This window comes from Halomonas sp. H33-56, assembly GCF_040147035.1.
In the GTDB taxonomy this organism is placed as follows: Bacteria; Pseudomonadota; Gammaproteobacteria; order Pseudomonadales; family Halomonadaceae; genus Halomonas; species Halomonas litopenaei.
The window spans coordinates 495,440-511,824 of the sequence record NZ_JAMSHP010000001.1 but is presented as its reverse complement, the minus strand read 5'-3'; the positions used below and the strand labels follow the sequence as shown (position 1 = coordinate 511,824).

Annotated in this window: 16 protein-coding genes and 1 pseudogene; 10 read left to right on the top strand and 7 right to left on the bottom strand. The window is 64.3% G+C overall.

Annotation, left to right across the window (positions count from 1 at the left end; genetic code table 11):
• The first annotated feature begins 139 nt into the window (after positions 1-139).
• The 6 genes from NFH98_RS02345 (at position 140) to NFH98_RS02320 (ending at position 3,639) form a co-directional block, all read left to right on the top strand.
• On the top strand, positions 140-544 hold the full coding sequence (locus tag NFH98_RS02345) for an acyl-CoA thioesterase (protein ID WP_045991349.1): 405 nt from the start codon (positions 140-142) through the stop codon (positions 542-544).
• Between the two features lie 2 nt (positions 545-546).
• Positions 547-1,014 (top strand): Cys-tRNA(Pro) deacylase, encoded by a 468-nt coding sequence (gene ybaK / locus NFH98_RS02340; RefSeq protein ID WP_045991350.1) that lies wholly within the window; start codon positions 547-549, stop codon positions 1,012-1,014.
• Between the two features lie 164 nt (positions 1,015-1,178).
• A complete protein-coding gene (locus NFH98_RS02335) occupies positions 1,179-1,493 on the top strand; it encodes a hypothetical protein (RefSeq protein WP_045991351.1) in 315 nt (104 codons plus the stop codon).
• Positions 1,477-1,998, top strand: coding sequence for a DUF501 domain-containing protein (locus NFH98_RS02330; protein ID WP_045991352.1), 522 nt, complete (start codon positions 1,477-1,479; stop codon positions 1,996-1,998). The genes NFH98_RS02335 and NFH98_RS02330 overlap by 17 nt, the downstream gene beginning before the upstream one ends.
• Before the next feature lie 54 nt (positions 1,999-2,052).
• Positions 2,053-2,604, top strand: coding sequence for an LOG family protein (locus NFH98_RS02325; RefSeq protein WP_349588656.1), 552 nt, complete (start codon positions 2,053-2,055; stop codon positions 2,602-2,604).
• 66 nt (positions 2,605-2,670) lie between these two features.
• Entirely contained in the window at positions 2,671-3,639 is a 969-nt protein-coding gene (locus NFH98_RS02320) for an NAD(P)H-quinone oxidoreductase (protein ID WP_213230538.1), read from the top strand.
• Positions 3,640-3,865: 226 nt separating this feature from the next.
• Here NFH98_RS02320 and NFH98_RS02315 read toward each other — a convergent pair whose 3' ends face one another.
• Positions 3,866-4,372 carry a hypothetical protein gene (locus NFH98_RS02315; protein WP_108131597.1) on the bottom strand — a complete coding sequence of 169 codons (507 nt, stop codon included), beginning with the start codon at positions 4,370-4,372 and terminating at the stop codon, positions 3,866-3,868.
• A 336-nt stretch (positions 4,373-4,708) separates the two neighbouring features.
• Positions 4,709-5,164 (bottom strand): annotated as a pseudogene (locus tag NFH98_RS02310) (tetratricopeptide repeat protein); the annotation flags it as partial.
• 259 nt (positions 5,165-5,423) lie between these two features.
• Here NFH98_RS02310 and NFH98_RS02305 point away from each other — a divergent pair.
• Together NFH98_RS02305 and yaaA are read left to right on the top strand one after the other, a co-directional pair.
• Positions 5,424-6,455, top strand: a complete 1,032-nt coding sequence (locus NFH98_RS02305) for an NADP(H)-dependent aldo-keto reductase (RefSeq protein ID WP_349622168.1) — start codon at positions 5,424-5,426, stop codon at positions 6,453-6,455.
• 175 nt (positions 6,456-6,630) lie between these two features.
• Positions 6,631-7,407 carry a peroxide stress protein YaaA gene (gene yaaA / locus NFH98_RS02300; protein WP_045991356.1) on the top strand — a complete coding sequence of 259 codons (777 nt, stop codon included), beginning with the start codon at positions 6,631-6,633 and terminating at the stop codon, positions 7,405-7,407.
• Positions 7,408-7,532: 125 nt separating this feature from the next.
• On the opposite strand, the gene NFH98_RS02295 is transcribed toward yaaA, so the two are convergent.
• Entirely contained in the window at positions 7,533-8,114 is a 582-nt protein-coding gene (locus NFH98_RS02295; protein WP_349622167.1) for an isochorismatase family protein, read from the bottom strand.
• Positions 8,115-8,252: 138 nt separating this feature from the next.
• Between NFH98_RS02295 and NFH98_RS02290 the strand changes: the two genes are divergently transcribed.
• The gene (locus tag NFH98_RS02290; protein ID WP_045991358.1) at positions 8,253-9,098 is read left to right on the top strand and encodes a Tim44 domain-containing protein; all 846 of its coding nucleotides are present in this window, start codon (positions 8,253-8,255) and stop codon (positions 9,096-9,098) included.
• A gap of 224 nt (positions 9,099-9,322) precedes the next feature.
• Here NFH98_RS02290 and NFH98_RS02285 read toward each other — a convergent pair whose 3' ends face one another.
• The 4 genes from NFH98_RS02285 to NFH98_RS02270 form a co-directional block, all read right to left on the bottom strand.
• On the bottom strand, positions 9,323-10,105 hold the full coding sequence (locus NFH98_RS02285) for a putative sodium/potassium/calcium exchanger (protein ID WP_349622166.1): 783 nt from the start codon (positions 10,103-10,105) through the stop codon (positions 9,323-9,325).
• A gap of 186 nt (positions 10,106-10,291) precedes the next feature.
• Positions 10,292-11,041, bottom strand: coding sequence for a carbonic anhydrase (locus NFH98_RS02280; RefSeq protein ID WP_349622165.1), 750 nt, complete (start codon positions 11,039-11,041; stop codon positions 10,292-10,294).
• 174 nt (positions 11,042-11,215) lie between these two features.
• Complete coding sequence (locus NFH98_RS02275; RefSeq protein ID WP_349622164.1) at positions 11,216-11,413, bottom strand: hypothetical protein; 198 nt, start codon at positions 11,411-11,413, stop codon at positions 11,216-11,218.
• A gap of 165 nt (positions 11,414-11,578) precedes the next feature.
• Positions 11,579-13,042 carry an aldehyde dehydrogenase family protein gene (locus tag NFH98_RS02270; protein WP_349622163.1) on the bottom strand — a complete coding sequence of 488 codons (1,464 nt, stop codon included), beginning with the start codon at positions 13,040-13,042 and terminating at the stop codon, positions 11,579-11,581.
• 544 nt (positions 13,043-13,586) lie between these two features.
• On the opposite strand from NFH98_RS02270, the gene adhE reads away from it, so the two are divergent.
• Complete coding sequence (adhE, locus tag NFH98_RS02265; RefSeq protein ID WP_349622162.1) at positions 13,587-16,382, top strand: bifunctional acetaldehyde-CoA/alcohol dehydrogenase; 2,796 nt, start codon at positions 13,587-13,589, stop codon at positions 16,380-16,382.
• Positions 16,383-16,385: the final 3 nt, after the last annotated feature.

Sequence of the window (16,385 nt, the reverse complement as noted above, 5' to 3'; positions counted from 1 at the left end):
AAGGGCTGAGCTAAAGGCTGAGCCAAGCGTTGAGCCAAGACGGGCGCGCCGACGCCCGCATCTTGACCTAGCGCTTGCTTGGGATAATCCTGAAACCCTGACATCACCACATCGCCACCACAACAAACGAGAACGCCCTATGCTGACCCGCACCATCGAGCCCGCCTTCTACGACACCGACGCCCTCGGTCACGTCAACAATACCCGCCTGCCGGCCTGGTTCGAGCTGGCACGCAATGACCTCTTCCGCCTGTTCACCCCGGACCTGGACCCGGCCAAGTGGCGGTTGATCATGGCACGCATGGAGATCGACTATCGCGCCGAACTCCACTATGGCCATGACATCGAGGTTCGCACTTACCTGTCACGCCTGGGCAACAGCTCCTTCACCGTGACCCAGGAAGCCCACCAGAAGGGCGAGCTGACCAATCTCGGCCACACCGTGCTGGTGCACTTCGACCACCAGACCAAGAAGGCGGTGCCGATTGAAGGCGAGCTGCGCGAAGCCCTGATGGAGCACCTTCACGAACCGGAGATCGCCTGACCATGACCCCTGCCGTCAAGACGCTGGAAAAGGCCGGCAGACCATTTTCCACCCTCAGCTACGAGCATGACCCGCGCTCGCCGGCCTACGGCGAGGAGGCGGCCGAGGCGCTGGGGCTGGACCCCGCGGCGGTGTTCAAGACCCTGCTGGCAAGCATCGATGGCCAGCGCCTGGTGGTGGCCATCGTGCCGGTATCGCGCAAGCTCGACCTCAAGACCCTGGCCAAGGCGGCCAAGGGTCGCAAGGCCGCCATGGCCGAGGCCGAAGCGGCCGAACGAGCCACCGGCTATGTGGTCGGCGGCATCAGCCCGCTGGGTCAGAAGAAGCGTCTGGCCACCTTTATCGATGACAGCTGTCACGACCACAGCCAGATCCACGTCAGCGGCGGACGCCGCGGCCTGGAAATCACCCTGGCCCCGGACGACCTGATCGCGCTGACCGATGCCCAGGTGGTGGCGCTGGCGAGATAGTCCTTCGAAATAGCGCTTCGAGATAGCGTTTCAAGATAGCGCTTCGAGACAGCCTTTCGAGCTAGCCCTTCGAGACTGCCCCGTTCGCGGTAAAAAGACCGGCCGAACAAGCGTCAAAATGGCAAAAATGCTAGGGTGGAGCCATATCGACACCAGAGGTGCCCATGGCGATCCGCTACACCCTGTGGCTGGACCCGGACGACAAGGTCCGCCATCGCGCCGCCGAGGCCAGCCTGGAAGCCTTCTTCCTCGAGCGCTTCGCCGACTATCCGCACATTCGCTTGTTCGGCGCCGATCCCTACGATTATGATGCCCCGTTCAATCGCCTCTACGACGTGCTGATCGCACGCGGCGCCGAGTTCATCGAGCGCGAGCAGGCCTACGTCCCCACCCCGGAACAGCTCAATCGTGCCTTCTTTCGCGCGGTGGGGCGCTCCACCAAATTCGTAAGAGACAACCCCGATGGTGATCCGTCCTGACACGCCCCCCGATGCCGCCCAGACGGCGATCATCGCCGAGCAGCTCGGTCGCGAGCCCCGCGGCATCGAGGCCCTTGCCGCCACCGACGGCGAAGGCACTCCGCTGGTGCTGCGCATGGCCCCGATCGTCGACGGCAAGCCGTTTCCCACCCTGTTCTGGCTGAGTTCCGAGCTGCTCAAGGTGGAGCTGTCACGGATCGAGGCAGCCGGCGTGATCAAGTCGCTGGAGGCCCGGCTGAAGGAAGATGACGACTTCCGTGCGGCCTACCATGCAAGCCACCAGGACTACATCGCCACCCGCTGGGCGCACATGAGCGCCGAGCAGCGTGCCGAGGTCGAGCGTCTGGGCTATGACAAGGTGCTGCGTGAACGCGGCATCGGCGGCATCGCCAACCACGATCAGGTGCGCTGCCTGCACACCCAGTACGCCCATCATCTGTGCGGCAACAACGTGATCGGCCAGTGGGTCGACGAGCACTACGGCATCATCGATCTGTTGCCCTGAGCTGCTCGCAGACAAGCGCTCTCCCCCTTCACGCCGCGACAGGAAGAACGTTCCATGGCCCAGATCTGTGTCTATCTTGGTTCACGCCAGGGCGAAGATCCCCGTTTTCTCGAAGATACCCGCGCCTTCGGCCGGCGCCTGGCCGAACGCGGCCATGGCCTGGTCTACGGTGGCGCCAGTGTCGGCCTGATGGGCGCGCTGGCCGATGCCACCCTGGAGGCCGGAGGCCAGGTCATCGGGGTCATGCCCCACCACCTGGTGGACCGGGAGCTGGCCCACGATGGCCTGACCGAACTGGTTCGTGTCGGCGACATGCACGAGCGCAAGGCCCAGATGGCGGCCAACGCCGACGCCTTCGTGATGCTGCCGGGCGGGATCGGCACCCTGGAGGAATTCTTCGAGACCTGGACCTGGCGCTACCTCGGCCTGCACGCCAAGCCCATCGGCATTCTCGACACTTGCGCCTTCTATCGCCCCTTGCTTAGGTTCCTCCACGCCGGGGTGGAGCAGGGCTTTCTCGACACCGCCACGCTCGATACGCTGATCAGTGCAGACACCCCTGACGCCCTGCTGGAGGCGCTCGAGGCCCGCCTGGACAAGCGCTAGGCTCCTGCGTCCAAGCGGCTTCTCAACCGCCTCGTAGACCTCTCATTTCATCATGGAGGATGTCCGATGTACGCCATGCAGCAAGACGGCGACCGCCTGATCTGGCGGTCCACCGACGATCTCCCCGCCCCCCGGGCCAGAGAAGTGCATATCGAGGTGGCCTGGGCCGGCGTCAATCGCGCCGACCTGATGCAGCGCGCCGGTCAGTACCCACCGCCCCCAGGCGCCTCCGAGGTGCTGGGACTGGAAGTCAGCGGTAGCGTGGTGGCGCTCGGCCCCGAGGTCGAAAAGCTCCAGGTTGGGCAGCAAGTGTGCGCGCTGCTGGCCGGTGGCGGCTACGCCGAGAAGGTCTGCGTGGACGAACGCCAGGTGCTGCCGGTGCCCGATGGCCTTGGCCTGCGCGAGGCCGCCGCCCTGCCGGAGGTCTACGCCACCGCCTGGCTGAACCTGTTCATCGAAGGCCAACTCGCCGAAGGCGAGCAGGTGCTGCTGCACGCCGCCGCCAGCGGCGTCGGTACCGCCGCGATCCAGCTGTGCCGCGAGTTCGGTCACCCCTGCTTTGTCACCGTGGGCAGCGATGAAAAGCTCAAGCGCTGCCTGTCGCTGGGTGCCAGGGCGGGCTGGAACCGCCACCAGGGCAGTTTCGTCGAGGCGGTCAAGGCATTCGGCGAGGTCAACCTGATCCTCGACCCGGTGGGGGCCAGCTATCTGGCCGACAATCAACGGGTGCTGGCCGCCGATGGACGAATGGTGGTGATCGGGCTGATGGGCGGACGCCACGCCGAGCTCGATATCGGCCGCCTGCTGATGAAGCGCCAGCGCCTGATCGGCTCGACCCTGCGGGCCAGGTCACCGGAAGACAAGGGCAGGATTCTGGGTGAACTCGCTCGCCACGTGTGGCCAAGGCTCGAGCGCGGCGAGCTCGCTCCGCTGATCGACGCCGACTGGCCCATCGAGGAGGTCGAGGCCGCCCACCAGCACCTCGCCGACAATGCCAACACCGGCAAGCTGCTGCTGCGTGTCGCCGCCGATTGATCTCGCTCCCTGGAAGTGCACACCATCATACGTTATCCACAGACGGTCAGCCGGACCGGCTGTGGGTAACTGTTCAGATAGGCAGGCTCCCAACAGCTCCATAGAGAGCGGCGCCACATAGAGCGGCGCCATGGCGAAGCAAAGAGCGCGGCAAAGAACGCGGCAAAGAGTGCGAGAAAGAACGCGAGAAAGAGTGAGCGTCAGCGAGAGCGATAAACAGTGAGCGTCAGCGGCGCGCGCTGAGCTCCTGGGTGCGGGCGAAGGTCAACTGCAGCAGCCGGGCGTCCTCGCCGGCGCGATGGCGCTGGATGCCCCGCTCCTCGATCACCGACTCCTTGATGTCGCTCCACATCGCCATCTGGGTCTCGTCGAGCAACCGCCGCAGCGCTTCCAGGCGGAAGGCGGGAATCATGCCGGCGTGGTGGAACAGCAGCGACATCCAGGTGTTGTCGTACCCCCAGCTATCGCTGTAGGCGATGCCGATATCGTGCAGCTCATCGTTAAGCCAACGGGCGACGTGACGTACCGGATAGCCCTCGCGCTCGAGCCGGGCCCGGGATATCCCGTGCAGCAGCTCGGCCTTGGGATCCCAGTGGGTCCATTCCTCGAGGGGCTGAATCAGAAAGGCGCAGCAGCTGCCGTCCGGCCGCGCCAGGCCGATCTCGATCGGGTAGCTGCCGCGCCCGAATCCAGAGGCTTCGATATCCAGCAGAGTCGGTAACACCACAGGCAGCAAACCTCGTCGTGACAGTCGGCCAAAACGCCTCCCCGACGTCACCCGACAACGAAAACCGTACCCGAGGCCCAAACTACCAGCGGCGGCCAGGGAATCCTGAACCGCCGCTCGTCTCGGCCTCACCGGGACCCGTGCGCGACCCAACCGCCGCGCCTGATACCTCTAGTGTCGCTGTTGGGCTTCCGCTTTGTCCAGCGTGACACCGTCTTGCCTGGCGGACTGCCCCGGAACAGGCTGTCCATTGGCCAGGGCGCTATTGGCCGAACCTGGCGAGGCCTGCCGTGCCAAGGTTTGCCCTGACGAGGGCTGTCCTGACGAGGCCTGCCCTGAAGAAGCCAGCACCGCCCAGTAGGCGGCACGCTCTGGATCCACCGGTAGCGACAGCTCACCATCCCGGTAGGCGCGCTCCAGGCGCGCCGCCGCCAACGCATGACCTGCTTCCCCGGCACGGGCGTACCAGGTCACGGCGTGGTCGTGGCGCGCCGGGTACAGCGCGCAGCCATGTTCGTGGATCTGGCCTGCCTGGTACTGCGCCCTGACGTCCCCGCCATGGGCGGCCTGCAGCACGTAGCGAGCGCCGCGTGCCTTGTCCTGGGGTGCCCGTGACCGGTGAAACAGCATGTGCCCGTACAACGACAGTGCCGCCGGGTGCCCGGCGTCCGCACAGCGTTGAAACAGACGCATGGTCAGCCTCTGGGTTCGCGGCGAGCGGGGCAACCAGCGAGTGTGAAACAACTGCTGGGCCAGACGGTACTCGAGCCGCGTCTTCAGTGACGATGCCTGCTGCATGGCAACAACCTTGAGTCCAAAGGATGGAAGTCGGACCGGACACCTCCTGTGTCGCGGGCGATCTCCTGTTGAATCGACGGTGCCACGGACTCCTCCGCGGCAACGGGGTGGCAAGCATACGCCTGGCCCGATACGGACTCAACCCCCGGGATTTGGCGACCCCTATCGGCCAAAGGTACCATCTCGATGCTTTGCAGCAAAAACGGTCCGGCGGCGGCGCTGCGCCCCCCCTGACAAAGGCCTACCACAAGGAGTCCCCATGCAGATCCGTCCCCTTGGCAACACCGGCATCGACGTCAGTCGCCTGTGCCTTGGAACCATGACCTTCGGCGAGCAGAACACCGAGGCCGAGGCCCATGCCCAGCTCGACCGCGCGGTGGCCTTCGGCGTCAACTTCATCGACGCCGCCGAGATGTACCCGGTGCCACCCAAGGCCGAAACCCAGGGACTGACCGAGAGCTATGTAGGCTCCTGGCTCAAGGGCCGCCAAAGCCGCGACGACGTGGTCATCGCCACCAAGGCTGCCGGCCCCGGTATCAAGCACATCCGCGGCGGACCTCGCCTGACTCGCGCCCATCTTCATGAGGCCATCGACGCAAGCCTTGCACGCCTGAACACCGACTACGTCGATCTCTACCAGCTGCACTGGCCGGACCGTTCGACCAACTTCTTCGGTCGCCTGGGCTATACCCACGACGAGGACGAGCAGGCCACCGATCTGGAAGAGACACTGTCGGCCCTCAAGGAACTGGTCGATGCCGGCAAGGTACGTGCCGTGGGTCTGTCCAACGAGACCCCCTGGGGCGTGATGCGCTGCCTGCAACTGGCCGAGTCCCTGGGCCTGCCGCGGGTCGCCTCGATACAGAACCCCTACAACCTGCTCAACCGGACCTTTGAGGTGGGGCTGGCCGAGATCGCTCACCGCGAACAGGTAGGACTGCTGGCCTACTCGCCGCTGGCCTTCGGCGTGCTGTCGGGCAAGTATCTGGATGGCGCCCGTCCGCCCGGCGCCCGCCTGACCCTGTGGGACCGCTTCAGCCGCTACAGTTCCGATCAGGCGATCGATGCCACCCGGGCCTACGTCGAACTGGCCCGCGAGCACGCCCTAGACCCGGCCCAGATGGCGCTGGCCTACGTCAACTCGCGCTCCTTCCTGACCAGCAACATCATCGGCGCGACCACCATGGAGCAGCTCGAGAGCAACCTCGCCTCGGAGGCCCTGGTGCTGGCCGACGAAGTCATCGAAGACATCGAGGCCATCCATCACAGGCTGCCCAACCCCAGCCCCTGAAGCGGCCTCGCCCCCCTGCCCCGGCCTCAAGTAGAGAACAACGCCTGCCCTTGCCGGCAGGCATGCCCTCTTTACTATGGCGTCCATAGCCTCGCCCTCGTCCCGAGCGGCGGCGGGGCTTGGTACAATGACGGCCACTTGCCAATTTTCCCTACCTGACATCAGGAGCACGCCCATGCTCAGCGTGATCTCTCCGGCCAAGACGCTGGACTTCGAGACCCCGGCCACCACCGATATCCACAGCGAGCCCGACTATCTCGACCGCTCCCGCGAGCTGATCGACATCCTGCGCGACTACAGCCCGGCCCGCATCTCGGAGCTGATGGGCGTCAGCGACAAGATCGCCGGACTCAACGCAGCGCGCTTCGGACAGTGGCAGACCCCGTTCACTCCGGACAACGCCAAGGTCGCCGCCCAGGCCTTCCAGGGCGACGTCTACGTCGGCCTGCAGGCCGACGCCTTCGATGAAGCCGACAACCGCTTCGCCCAGGATCATCTGCGCATCCTGTCGGGCCTCTATGGCCTGCTGCGCCCGCTGGATCTGATCCAGCCCTATCGCCTGGAAATGGGCACCCGTCTGGAAAACGCCAAGGGCAAGGACCTCTACGCCTTCTGGAAGCCGCTGCTGACCGAGGAGCTCGACCGGGCGGTGGCACAGAGCGGAACACCTGTGCTGGTCAACCTGGCCTCCAACGAGTACTTCAAGGCCATCGATGCCAGAAAGCTCAAGGCCGAAGTGGTCACCCCGGTGTTCAAGGACTGGAAGAACGATCGCTACAAGATCATCAGCTTCTACGCCAAGAAGGCCCGGGGACTGATGGCCGCCTGGATGATCCAGCAACGCCTGGACGACAAGGAAGGGCTCAAGGACTTCGACGTGGCCGGGTACCGCTTCAACGCCGCCGAGTCCGAGGGTGGTACCCTGGTGTTCACCCGCGACAACCCCGCCTGAGTCGCGCCGCCGCTACGCCGGTAGCGTCTCGCCTGAGCGCCGCAGACGGTGCACGGTGCCACCTTTCAGCGATCATGAAGGAGTGGCTTTATTGACTGGCTTGGCTGGCGCGCCAGCTGTGATCCTCAGGGCGCCAGCCGCAGCGGCCGGGACGCCCTGGGGCGAAGCAGTTCACGATGCACCTCGCGAAAAGCCGCGTCGTCACAGCGTTCCAGCCATTCGTAGGCCACCATGTCGGCGCTGACTTGCCAGGCGCCGGCCTGTCTTGCGCGCTCGCCGGCAAGTCTCGCTTCATCGCTGCGGCGACTGACGCAGCCTTCGACCAGCCAGAACAGCTCGACACCCCGTTCCAGCAGGCCAAGTGCCGTCTGCAGCACACAGATGTGGGCTTCGGCCCCGGCAATCACGACCTGACGCGGCGCAGCCGCCTCGAAGGCCTGTGCAATATCGCGCTCCCGGCAGGCGTTGAAGTGACTCTTGGTGAACCAGCGGGTGCTCTGTGGCAGGGCACATTTCAGTCGCGGCTCGGTCGCCCCGAGCCCCTGAGGATACTGCTCGGTCACCCACACGGGCACCTCCAGGCGCTCTGCCACGGCCGCCAGCCAGCCGATCTCGGTGATCGCCTGATCCCCTCTTTCCACCACCGGCATCAATGCCGTCTGCACGTCGACCACCAGCAGCAGACTGTCACTACGTTCGATCAGCATGGGGTCTCCTCGACTTTTCGTTGTACACGGCTTCCCGCGGCGCCCGTTATCGCTAGAATGGACGAGCGACGTGCCTCTGACCACCAGGGTCAAAGGCCCAGACTGGCCAATGCAGGCCGAACTACGGAGATGTCTTCGATGCGTCACCTTCTCGTGATGATCCTTGTCGGCGTGATGGGCTTCGGCCTTGCCGTCGACAGCGCCGACGCCCGCCGCCTGGGTGGCGGCAAGAGTGTTGGTTCCTACTCGCGCCAGGCCAGCCCCAGTGCGACCCAGTCACAGAACACCGCTCGTCCCAACGCCGCCCCGACCGCCGGCAAGAAGAGCGGCCTGATGGGCGGTATGCTCGGCGGTCTGCTGGCCGGCAGCCTGCTCGGCGCGCTGTTCTTCGGCGGCGCCTTCGATGGCCTCGGCATGGTCGACCTGCTGCTGATGGCAGGCGCGGCCTTCCTGCTGTTCAAGCTGCTGGCACGGCGGCGCACGGCCACCGCATCGGCGGGAGGCGGTTCATCCGGCATGCACCGTGAACAGCACCAGAGCTCACCGTTCAACATGCCAGGCTCCGCCGGAGGTCTCGGTGCCCACAGCGCAGGCACTCAGACCGGAGGGCCTCAGGGAGACCCCGCCTGGTTCGACCGTGAACGCTTCCTCGGCGGCGCCAAGGAGCACTTCATGACCCTGCAGCGGGCCTGGGACAACAACGACCTGCCGCGCATCCAGGAGTACGTGACGCCGGAACTCTACAACCTGCTGCGTGAACAGCGGGCCCAGGAGCCGGCCAACAACCAGACCGAAATCGTGCGCCTGTTTGCGGAGCTCGGCGGCGTTCAGGAGTTCGCCAACCAGGCCGAGGCGCGGGTGCTGTTCCACGGCGTGCTCAAGGAAAACGGCAGCGAAACCGAGTTCAACGAGACCTGGCACCTGATCCGCGAAATGCGTGACGATGCCCCCTGGTACATCCAGGGCATCGAGCAGAACGGCTGATCATCGTCGCTGCCTGCCGCCCTCAGCGGCGGGCAGTGATGGCCACCCAGCCCACAGATAGGCAACGCAAAAAGGCCGAGATCCAGGATCTCGGCCTTTTTGTGTTTCTGACGGGCTCAAGGGCCGGTGGGTGCGTCTGAAGGCGCCATGAAGGCGCCAAGCCTGAAGAAACCGAGCCTGTAGAACCGACGCCCGGAGCAAAAGCCCCGACCAGAAGGTTCGACTTACTGGGCCGCCTCGTCGGTCGCCTGCTCGACCTCGTCACCGGCTTCCTCGACCGCCTGACCCGCGCTCTCGGCAGCCGCATCGGCCCCCTGTTCGGCGTCACCGGCCATATCGCTCAGGGCATTCTGGGCGTCCTCTGCCAGATTGCTCATGCCCTCCATGGCCTCGTTGGCCTGCTCTTGCACGGCATCGGCAGCATCACCCAGCGCTTCCTGAGCGTCGTCGACCAGGTTGGAGGCTCCTGCGGCAGCCTCGTCGGCCTGTTGCTCGGCGTCCGCGGCGGTTTCGTCCATCGCCTGCTCGGCATCGGCAGCGGTTTCGTCCATCGCCTGCTCGGCGTCCTCGGCCTGCTGCTCGGCATCAGCGGCGGCTTCATCCATCGCCTGTTCAGCGTCGGCAGCAGTTTCATCCATCGCCTGCTCCGCCTCTTTGGCCTGCTGTTCGGCATCGGCAGCGGCTTCATCCATCGCCTGCTCAGCGTCGTCGGCGGTCTCGCTCATCGCCTCTCCGGCGTCCTCGGCCTGCTGCTCCGCTTCGGCGGCGGCTTCATCCATCGCCTGCTCGGCATCGTCGGCGGTCTCGCTCATCGCCTCTCCGGCGTCCTCGGCCAACTGCTCCGCTTCGGCGGCGGTCTCCTGCGCCTGCTCTTCCACCGCTTCGCGTGCATCGTCCACCTGAGCGCCAGCGTCTTCGGCCGCGTCGTCCTCGCAACCCGCCAGTACCAGCATCATGGACGCCACAGCGCTGGCCAGGGCCAGACGACGAAACATTCCTTGCTTCATGAAGCACCTCCAGGAGAAAAATTTGTAACTTCCCCGTTTACATTAGAGTGACAATCGCGACTTGGCTAGTACCGTCGGCATCAATGATGCCATGCAAGCGCACTTCCCTGACCCAGCGCAGCAGCGCCGACGACGTCCGGGAGCGATGGTTACCACCATGTGACAAGGTGTTGTCGAGAGACGGAACTACTTGAGAGGCACTCTGGCATTCAGAGGCTGCAGCGGCCGATTATTGGCTTCCCCGATCGCAGCAGAGAACGACTCGACCTGTTCAGATGAAATACCCTGCGTGCTCTGCATGATCACCCAGCGGACGCCTTCGGAGCAGGGTGGCGTGGTCAAGGAACCGTTCAGGCGATAGTAGTCATGCTGGGCCGGCAACATCTGCGTGAAGTTCACGGTATCGGCTACGTCGGCATGTTCACCGGCGGTATCCGGCAGGCTATCGGCAAGCGAGCGCAATGCTGCATTTTCCTCGCCTTGCTCGAACAGCACCGTGACCACCGCCAGATTGCCGTCCTTGTCGCTGTGCACCAGATGCGCTTCCAGCGGGAAACGTTGTCCGTCTACCGTGTGCTCGGAAGGCGCATGGAAGTGCATCTGCTGCAGGGTGAAGAGATCCCCATCAAGCGTCAGCGTGTTGCCCTCGGGGGAGGCTACCTGCACCGTGTGGCCATTGTTGAAGACCCTGGTCCCGGTGGTCGCGTAGTCAAGTTGTAGCGGTGGAAGTTCGGCATCGATAGCGCCATCGATATCGACGGGCGACTGGTTGCGACCCAGGCCACACATACTGAAGTCGTCGGCGATGTCAGCCCAGTGGGCAGGTCCCGTGTCTCCCGTGTAGGACCAGTGTGACGTTTCGGGCGCGGCGGCCATTACTGCCTGGGACATCATCAGGCCGCTCAGTGCCGCCGCGATCTTGATCCGCTTGATCATGAAACAACTCCGTTGCACACAGAAAAGGCCTGCCCCTGGGGACAGACCTCTTATCCTGATACTCCTCAGCGGCGAAGACAGGCGACATCACCGACCCACAAGGTCAGTGTGAGCAGACCCGTCCTTCACGCTGCCTCTCTCGGCATAGCGCCGCTGACGGTGACGCCTGTCACATCAGTTGGTGGCTTCCTCGGCCGACTCTTCCATCTCTTCGCCCATGTCTTCCATGGACTCACCGGCATCCTCGACCGCCTGATCCATTTCCTCGCCGGCCTGCTCGGCAGGGCCTTCCTCTTCGCAGGCGGCCAGACCACCCGCCATCATCGCGATCACGAAAGCCATTCCGAAACGACGCATCGTGCTGTTTTTCATAACATCTCCTTGTCTAAGACGTTGGTCGTGATTCCCTTTCACCCTAGCGCTGTCGGTTGACCCTGGCCAGGGTCCAGGGACGCTCACAGAGGGTTCAATCCACAACCCTAAGTCTACTTGACTCTAGCAGGCGGCACGCGCTTCGCACCGTATCCGAGGAATCCATCAGAAGGGATAGTCGCGAGGCTCGTGCTGGACGCTGACCCATTGCACGGTTGTCATCTCGTTCAGCACCCAGTCGCCGTTGAAGCGGCCGATCCCGGAATTCTTCTCACCACCGAACGGCATGTGTGGTTCGTCGTTCACCGGCATGTCATTGACGTGCACCATTCCCGACTCTATCTGGCGTGCCACCCGTTCGCCGCGCGCCGGACAACCGCTGAAGACCGCTGCGGAGAGGCCATACTCGGTGGCATTGGCGATGCGTATCGCCTCGGCCTCACCGTCGGCCTTGATGATGCCGGCGATCGGACCAAATATCTCGTTGCAGGCCAGGTCCATCTCCTCGCTGACATGGCTGAACACCCAGGGATACAGGCAAGGGCCTTCAAGAGAGCCCTCGAGCGCCACCCGGGCACCAGACTCCCGGGCCCTGTCGATGGTGTCCTTCAGCCCGTCTAGCTGTTGATCGTTGATGATCGGTCCGATGACGGTATCTGCGTCGGAGGGGTCCCCGACCTTGAGCCCCTTGACCCGCTCGACGAAGCGCTCGACAAAGGCGTCGTGGATCGACGCATCGACGATGATACGGTTGATGGCGATGCAGATCTGGCCCTGATGCATGAACTTGCCGACCACCGCCGCCCGTACGGCCCGATCGATGTCAGCGTCATCGAGCACCACAAAGGGACTGTTGCCCCCGAGTTCCAGTGCCACTGGCTTGATATGTTCTCCGCCGACCGCCCCCTTGGCGATCTGTCGGCCCACCTCGGTGGAACCGGTGAAGGAGATAAGCTTGGCGAGCCGATGTCCGACCAGCGGGTCGCCGAGCTCGCTGCCAGCACCAACCAGAACACTGAGGAGCCCCTTCGGCAGCCCCGCTTCCTCGTAAAGCCGTGCCAGCAGCAATCCACCGGTCAAGGGGGTATCGCTGGCAGGCTTGAGCACCACGGCGTTACCCAGCGCAAGGGCGGGGCCGATGGTGCGCTGGGTCAGGTGGAAGGGAAAGTTCCAGGGACTGATCACGCCAATCACGCCCAGCGGCTTGCGATAGACCCTATGGTCCTTGCCCGGGACGCTCGAAGCGGCAGTGGTACCTTGCACGCGAGTGGCCATGGCGGCGGCTTCGAGCGACATCTCCCAGGCATTGTTCCACTCGAGTTCGGCCTTGATGCGAGTGCTGCCCGACTCGCGGATGAGCCACTCGACCAGTTCATCCTTGCGCTCTTCCATCAGTTCGGCGACACGGCGCAGTACAGCCGCTCTGTGGGTAGCGCTGGTATCCGCCCACTGCCGTTGCGCTCGGTCGGCCGCATCAAAGGCACGCTCGACGTCGGAGCAATCTGCCTGGGTGATCTCCACCAGTTGTTTCTGGTGGTAGGGGTCCATCACCTTGAGCGACTCGCCGGAACTTCCAGCCCTCCATTCACCGGCGATCGGCTGCAGATGAAAATCCTTGAGGCTCCACATAACGACTCCTTTCGTTCTGTATAGCTTTCGTCCAACTATCGTCACACAAGGCTAGTCAACCATCACTCGGGTCGCAAGACCCGTCGGAGTGACGATTTGTGTCCTGACATTATTGCCAATGGCCTCTCCTGACCGAGGTGGAGCCTACCTCTCCTCCTCCACAGGGGGCTCGGCTGAAGCGCCCTCCCTACCCCAGCCCACGGATAGGCCGGGCTGATGCTTGCGATCATCATGATGTTCGAATCAGCGGAATACCGGCGACAAAACTGACCCCTGTCAGCAGAGCTGAATCGAGACAGCCATAGACTGAATCTCGACGGGAAGACATCAAGCCACTTTTCAAGCCGCTTTGCTTCTTATGCTCGCCGACGCCCGAGCCTTATGCTCGCCGACGCCCGAGCCTTATGCTCGCCGCCGCACGAGCCTTATGCCCGCCGACGCCCGAGCCACCAGCTTGCCAAGGCCCGAGCAGCAGGCACCGTATACACCGAGGAGGTTTCGCAGGTCGCTTTTCTTTCCTTTGTCACGCTATTGGAGGCCAATAATGGCTGTTACCAACCTCGCTGAACTCGACGCCCTCGTCGCCAGGGTCAAGGCCGCGCAACGGGTCTTTGCCAGCTTCTCTCAAGAGAAGGTCGATGCGATCTTTCGCGCTGCCTCGCTTGCCGCCAACCAGGCCCGCATACCGCTGGCCCGCCAGGCGGTGGAAGAGACCGCCATGGGCGTGCTCGAGGACAAGGTGATCAAGAACCACTTTGCCTCGGAGTTCATCTACAACAAGTACAAGGACGACAGGACCTGCGGCGTCATCGCTACCCACGATGAAGCCGGCACCATGACCATCGCCGAGCCGGTGGGCCTGATCTGCGGCATCATCCCCACCACCAACCCCACCTCCACCGCCATCTTCAAGGCGCTGATCTCGCTGAAGACCCGCAACGGCATCATCTTCTCGCCCCACCCGCGCGCACGTCACTGCACCAACGCCGCCGCGAAGCTGGTGCTGGAGGCGGCGGTGGCTGCCGGTGCACCGCAGGACATCATCGGCTGGATCGACCAGCCCTCGGTGGCGCTGTCCGAGGCCCTGATGAAGCACGAGGGGATCAACCTGATCCTGGCCACCGGCGGTCCCGGCATGGTCAAGGCGGCCTACTCCTCGGGCAAGCCGGCCATCGGTGTGGGCGCCGGCAACGTGCCGGTGGTAATCGACGAGAGCGCTGACATCAAGCGCGCGGTGGCCTCGATCCTGATGTCGAAGACCTTCGACAATGGCGTGGTGTGCGCCTCAGAGCAGGCAGTGATCGTGCTCGATGAGGTCTACGACGAGGTGCGTGAACGCTTCGCCTCCCACGCGGCCTACCTGCTGTCCGCCGACGAGGCCGACCAGGTCCGTCAGGTGCTTCTGAAAAATGGCGCGCTCAACGCCGCCATCGTCGGCCAGTCGGCGGCGACTATCGCCGGGCTCGCCGGCATCGAGGTGCCCGCCGACACCAAGATCCTGATCGGCGAGGGCGAACGGGTCAGCATCGACGACGCCTTTGCCCACGAAAAACTGTCACCGACGCTCGGCATGTTCCGCGCCAGTTCCTTCGAGGACGCGGTGGACCAGGCCTGCACCATGGTCGAGTTCGGTGGTATCGGCCACACCTCGGGGCTCTACACCGACCAGGACACCCAGCAGTCACGTATCCGCTACTTCGGCGACCGCCTCAAGACCGCGCGCATCCTGGTCAATATCCCCACCTCCCACGGTGGCATCGGCGACATGTACAACTTCGACATGGCGCCTTCGCTGACCCTCGGCTGCGGTTCCTGGGGCGGCAACTCGATCTCCGAAAATGTCGGTCCCAAGCACCTGATCAACACCAAGACCGTGGCCAACCGGGCGGAAAACATGCTGTGGCACAAGCTCCCCGAATCGATCTACTTCCGTCGCGGCAGCCTGTCGGTGGCGTTGACCGACCTCAAGGACAAGAAGCGCGCCTTTATCGTCACCGACCGCTTCCTGTTCAACAACGGCTACGCCGATGAGCTGATGGCCCTGCTCAAGGGCCTCGGCATGGAGGTCCACACCTTCTACGACGTCGAGGCCGACCCCACCATGTCGATCGTCGACAAGGGCGCCGAGGCCATGGCCAGCTTCCAGCCCGACGTGATCCTGGCGCTCGGTGGCGGCTCGCCGATGGACGCCGCCAAGATCATGTGGGTCAAGTACGAGCACCCGGACGTGCACTTCCAGGATCTGGCGATGCGCTTCATGGACATCCGCAAGCGGATCTACCAGTTCCCCACCATGGGCGAGAAGGCCAGCCTGGTGTGCATCCCCACCACCTCCGGCACCGGCTCCGAGGTCACGCCCTTCGCGGTGGTTACCGATGACGCCACCGGCATCAAGTACCCGCTGGCGGACTACCAACTGACCCCGGACATGGCCATCATCGATGCCAACCTGGTGATGAAGATGCCCAGATCGCTGACCGCGTTTGGCGGCTACGACGCCGTGACCCACGCGCTGGAGGCCTACGTCTCGGTGCTGGCCAACGAGTTCTCCGACGGTCACGCGCTGCAGGCGCTGAAGCTGCTGAAACAGTACCTGCCGGCCAGCTACCGTGAGGGCGAGCGCAACGCCGTGGCCCGCGAGAAGGTCCACAGTGGCGCCAGCATCGCCGGCATGGCCTTCGCCAATGCCTTCCTTGGCGTGTGCCACTCCATGGCCCACAAGCTCGGCGCCGAGTTCCACCTGCCCCATGGCCTGGCCAATGCGCTGCTGATCACCAACGTGGTGCGCTTCAACGCCAACGACAACCCGACCAAGCAGACCGCCTTCTCCCAGTACGACCGACCCAAGGCGCGCAGCCGCTACGCCGAGGTCGCCGATCACCTGGGGCTGTCCCTGGCCGGCGACCGCACCGCCCAGAAGGTCGAGCGCCTGATCAACTGGCTCGATGAGCTCAAGCGCGAGCTGGACATCCCCGCCTCGATCAAGGACGCCGGCGTCCCCGAGGCCGACTTCCTGGCCAAGCTCGATGAAGTGGCCGCGGAAGCCTTCGATGACCAGTGCACCGGCGCCAACCCGCGCTACCCCTTGATCAGCGAGCTCAAGGAAGTGCTGCGAGCGTCCTACTACGGGGAGGTCTATGTAGAGGGAGAGACCTTCGCCGGCACCACCGTGATCAAGAAGAGCGAAGCGCGCGCGCCGGCCCGGGCGCTTGCCGATGACCCTGCCAAGGCCCCGGAAAAGGCCCCGGAAAAGGCCCGACAGAACGCCAGGGACGAAGCGAGCACACCCACCGGCAAGGCGGCTGGCCGCAAGGCGAAAAAGGAGAAGGCCGACGCCTGAGTC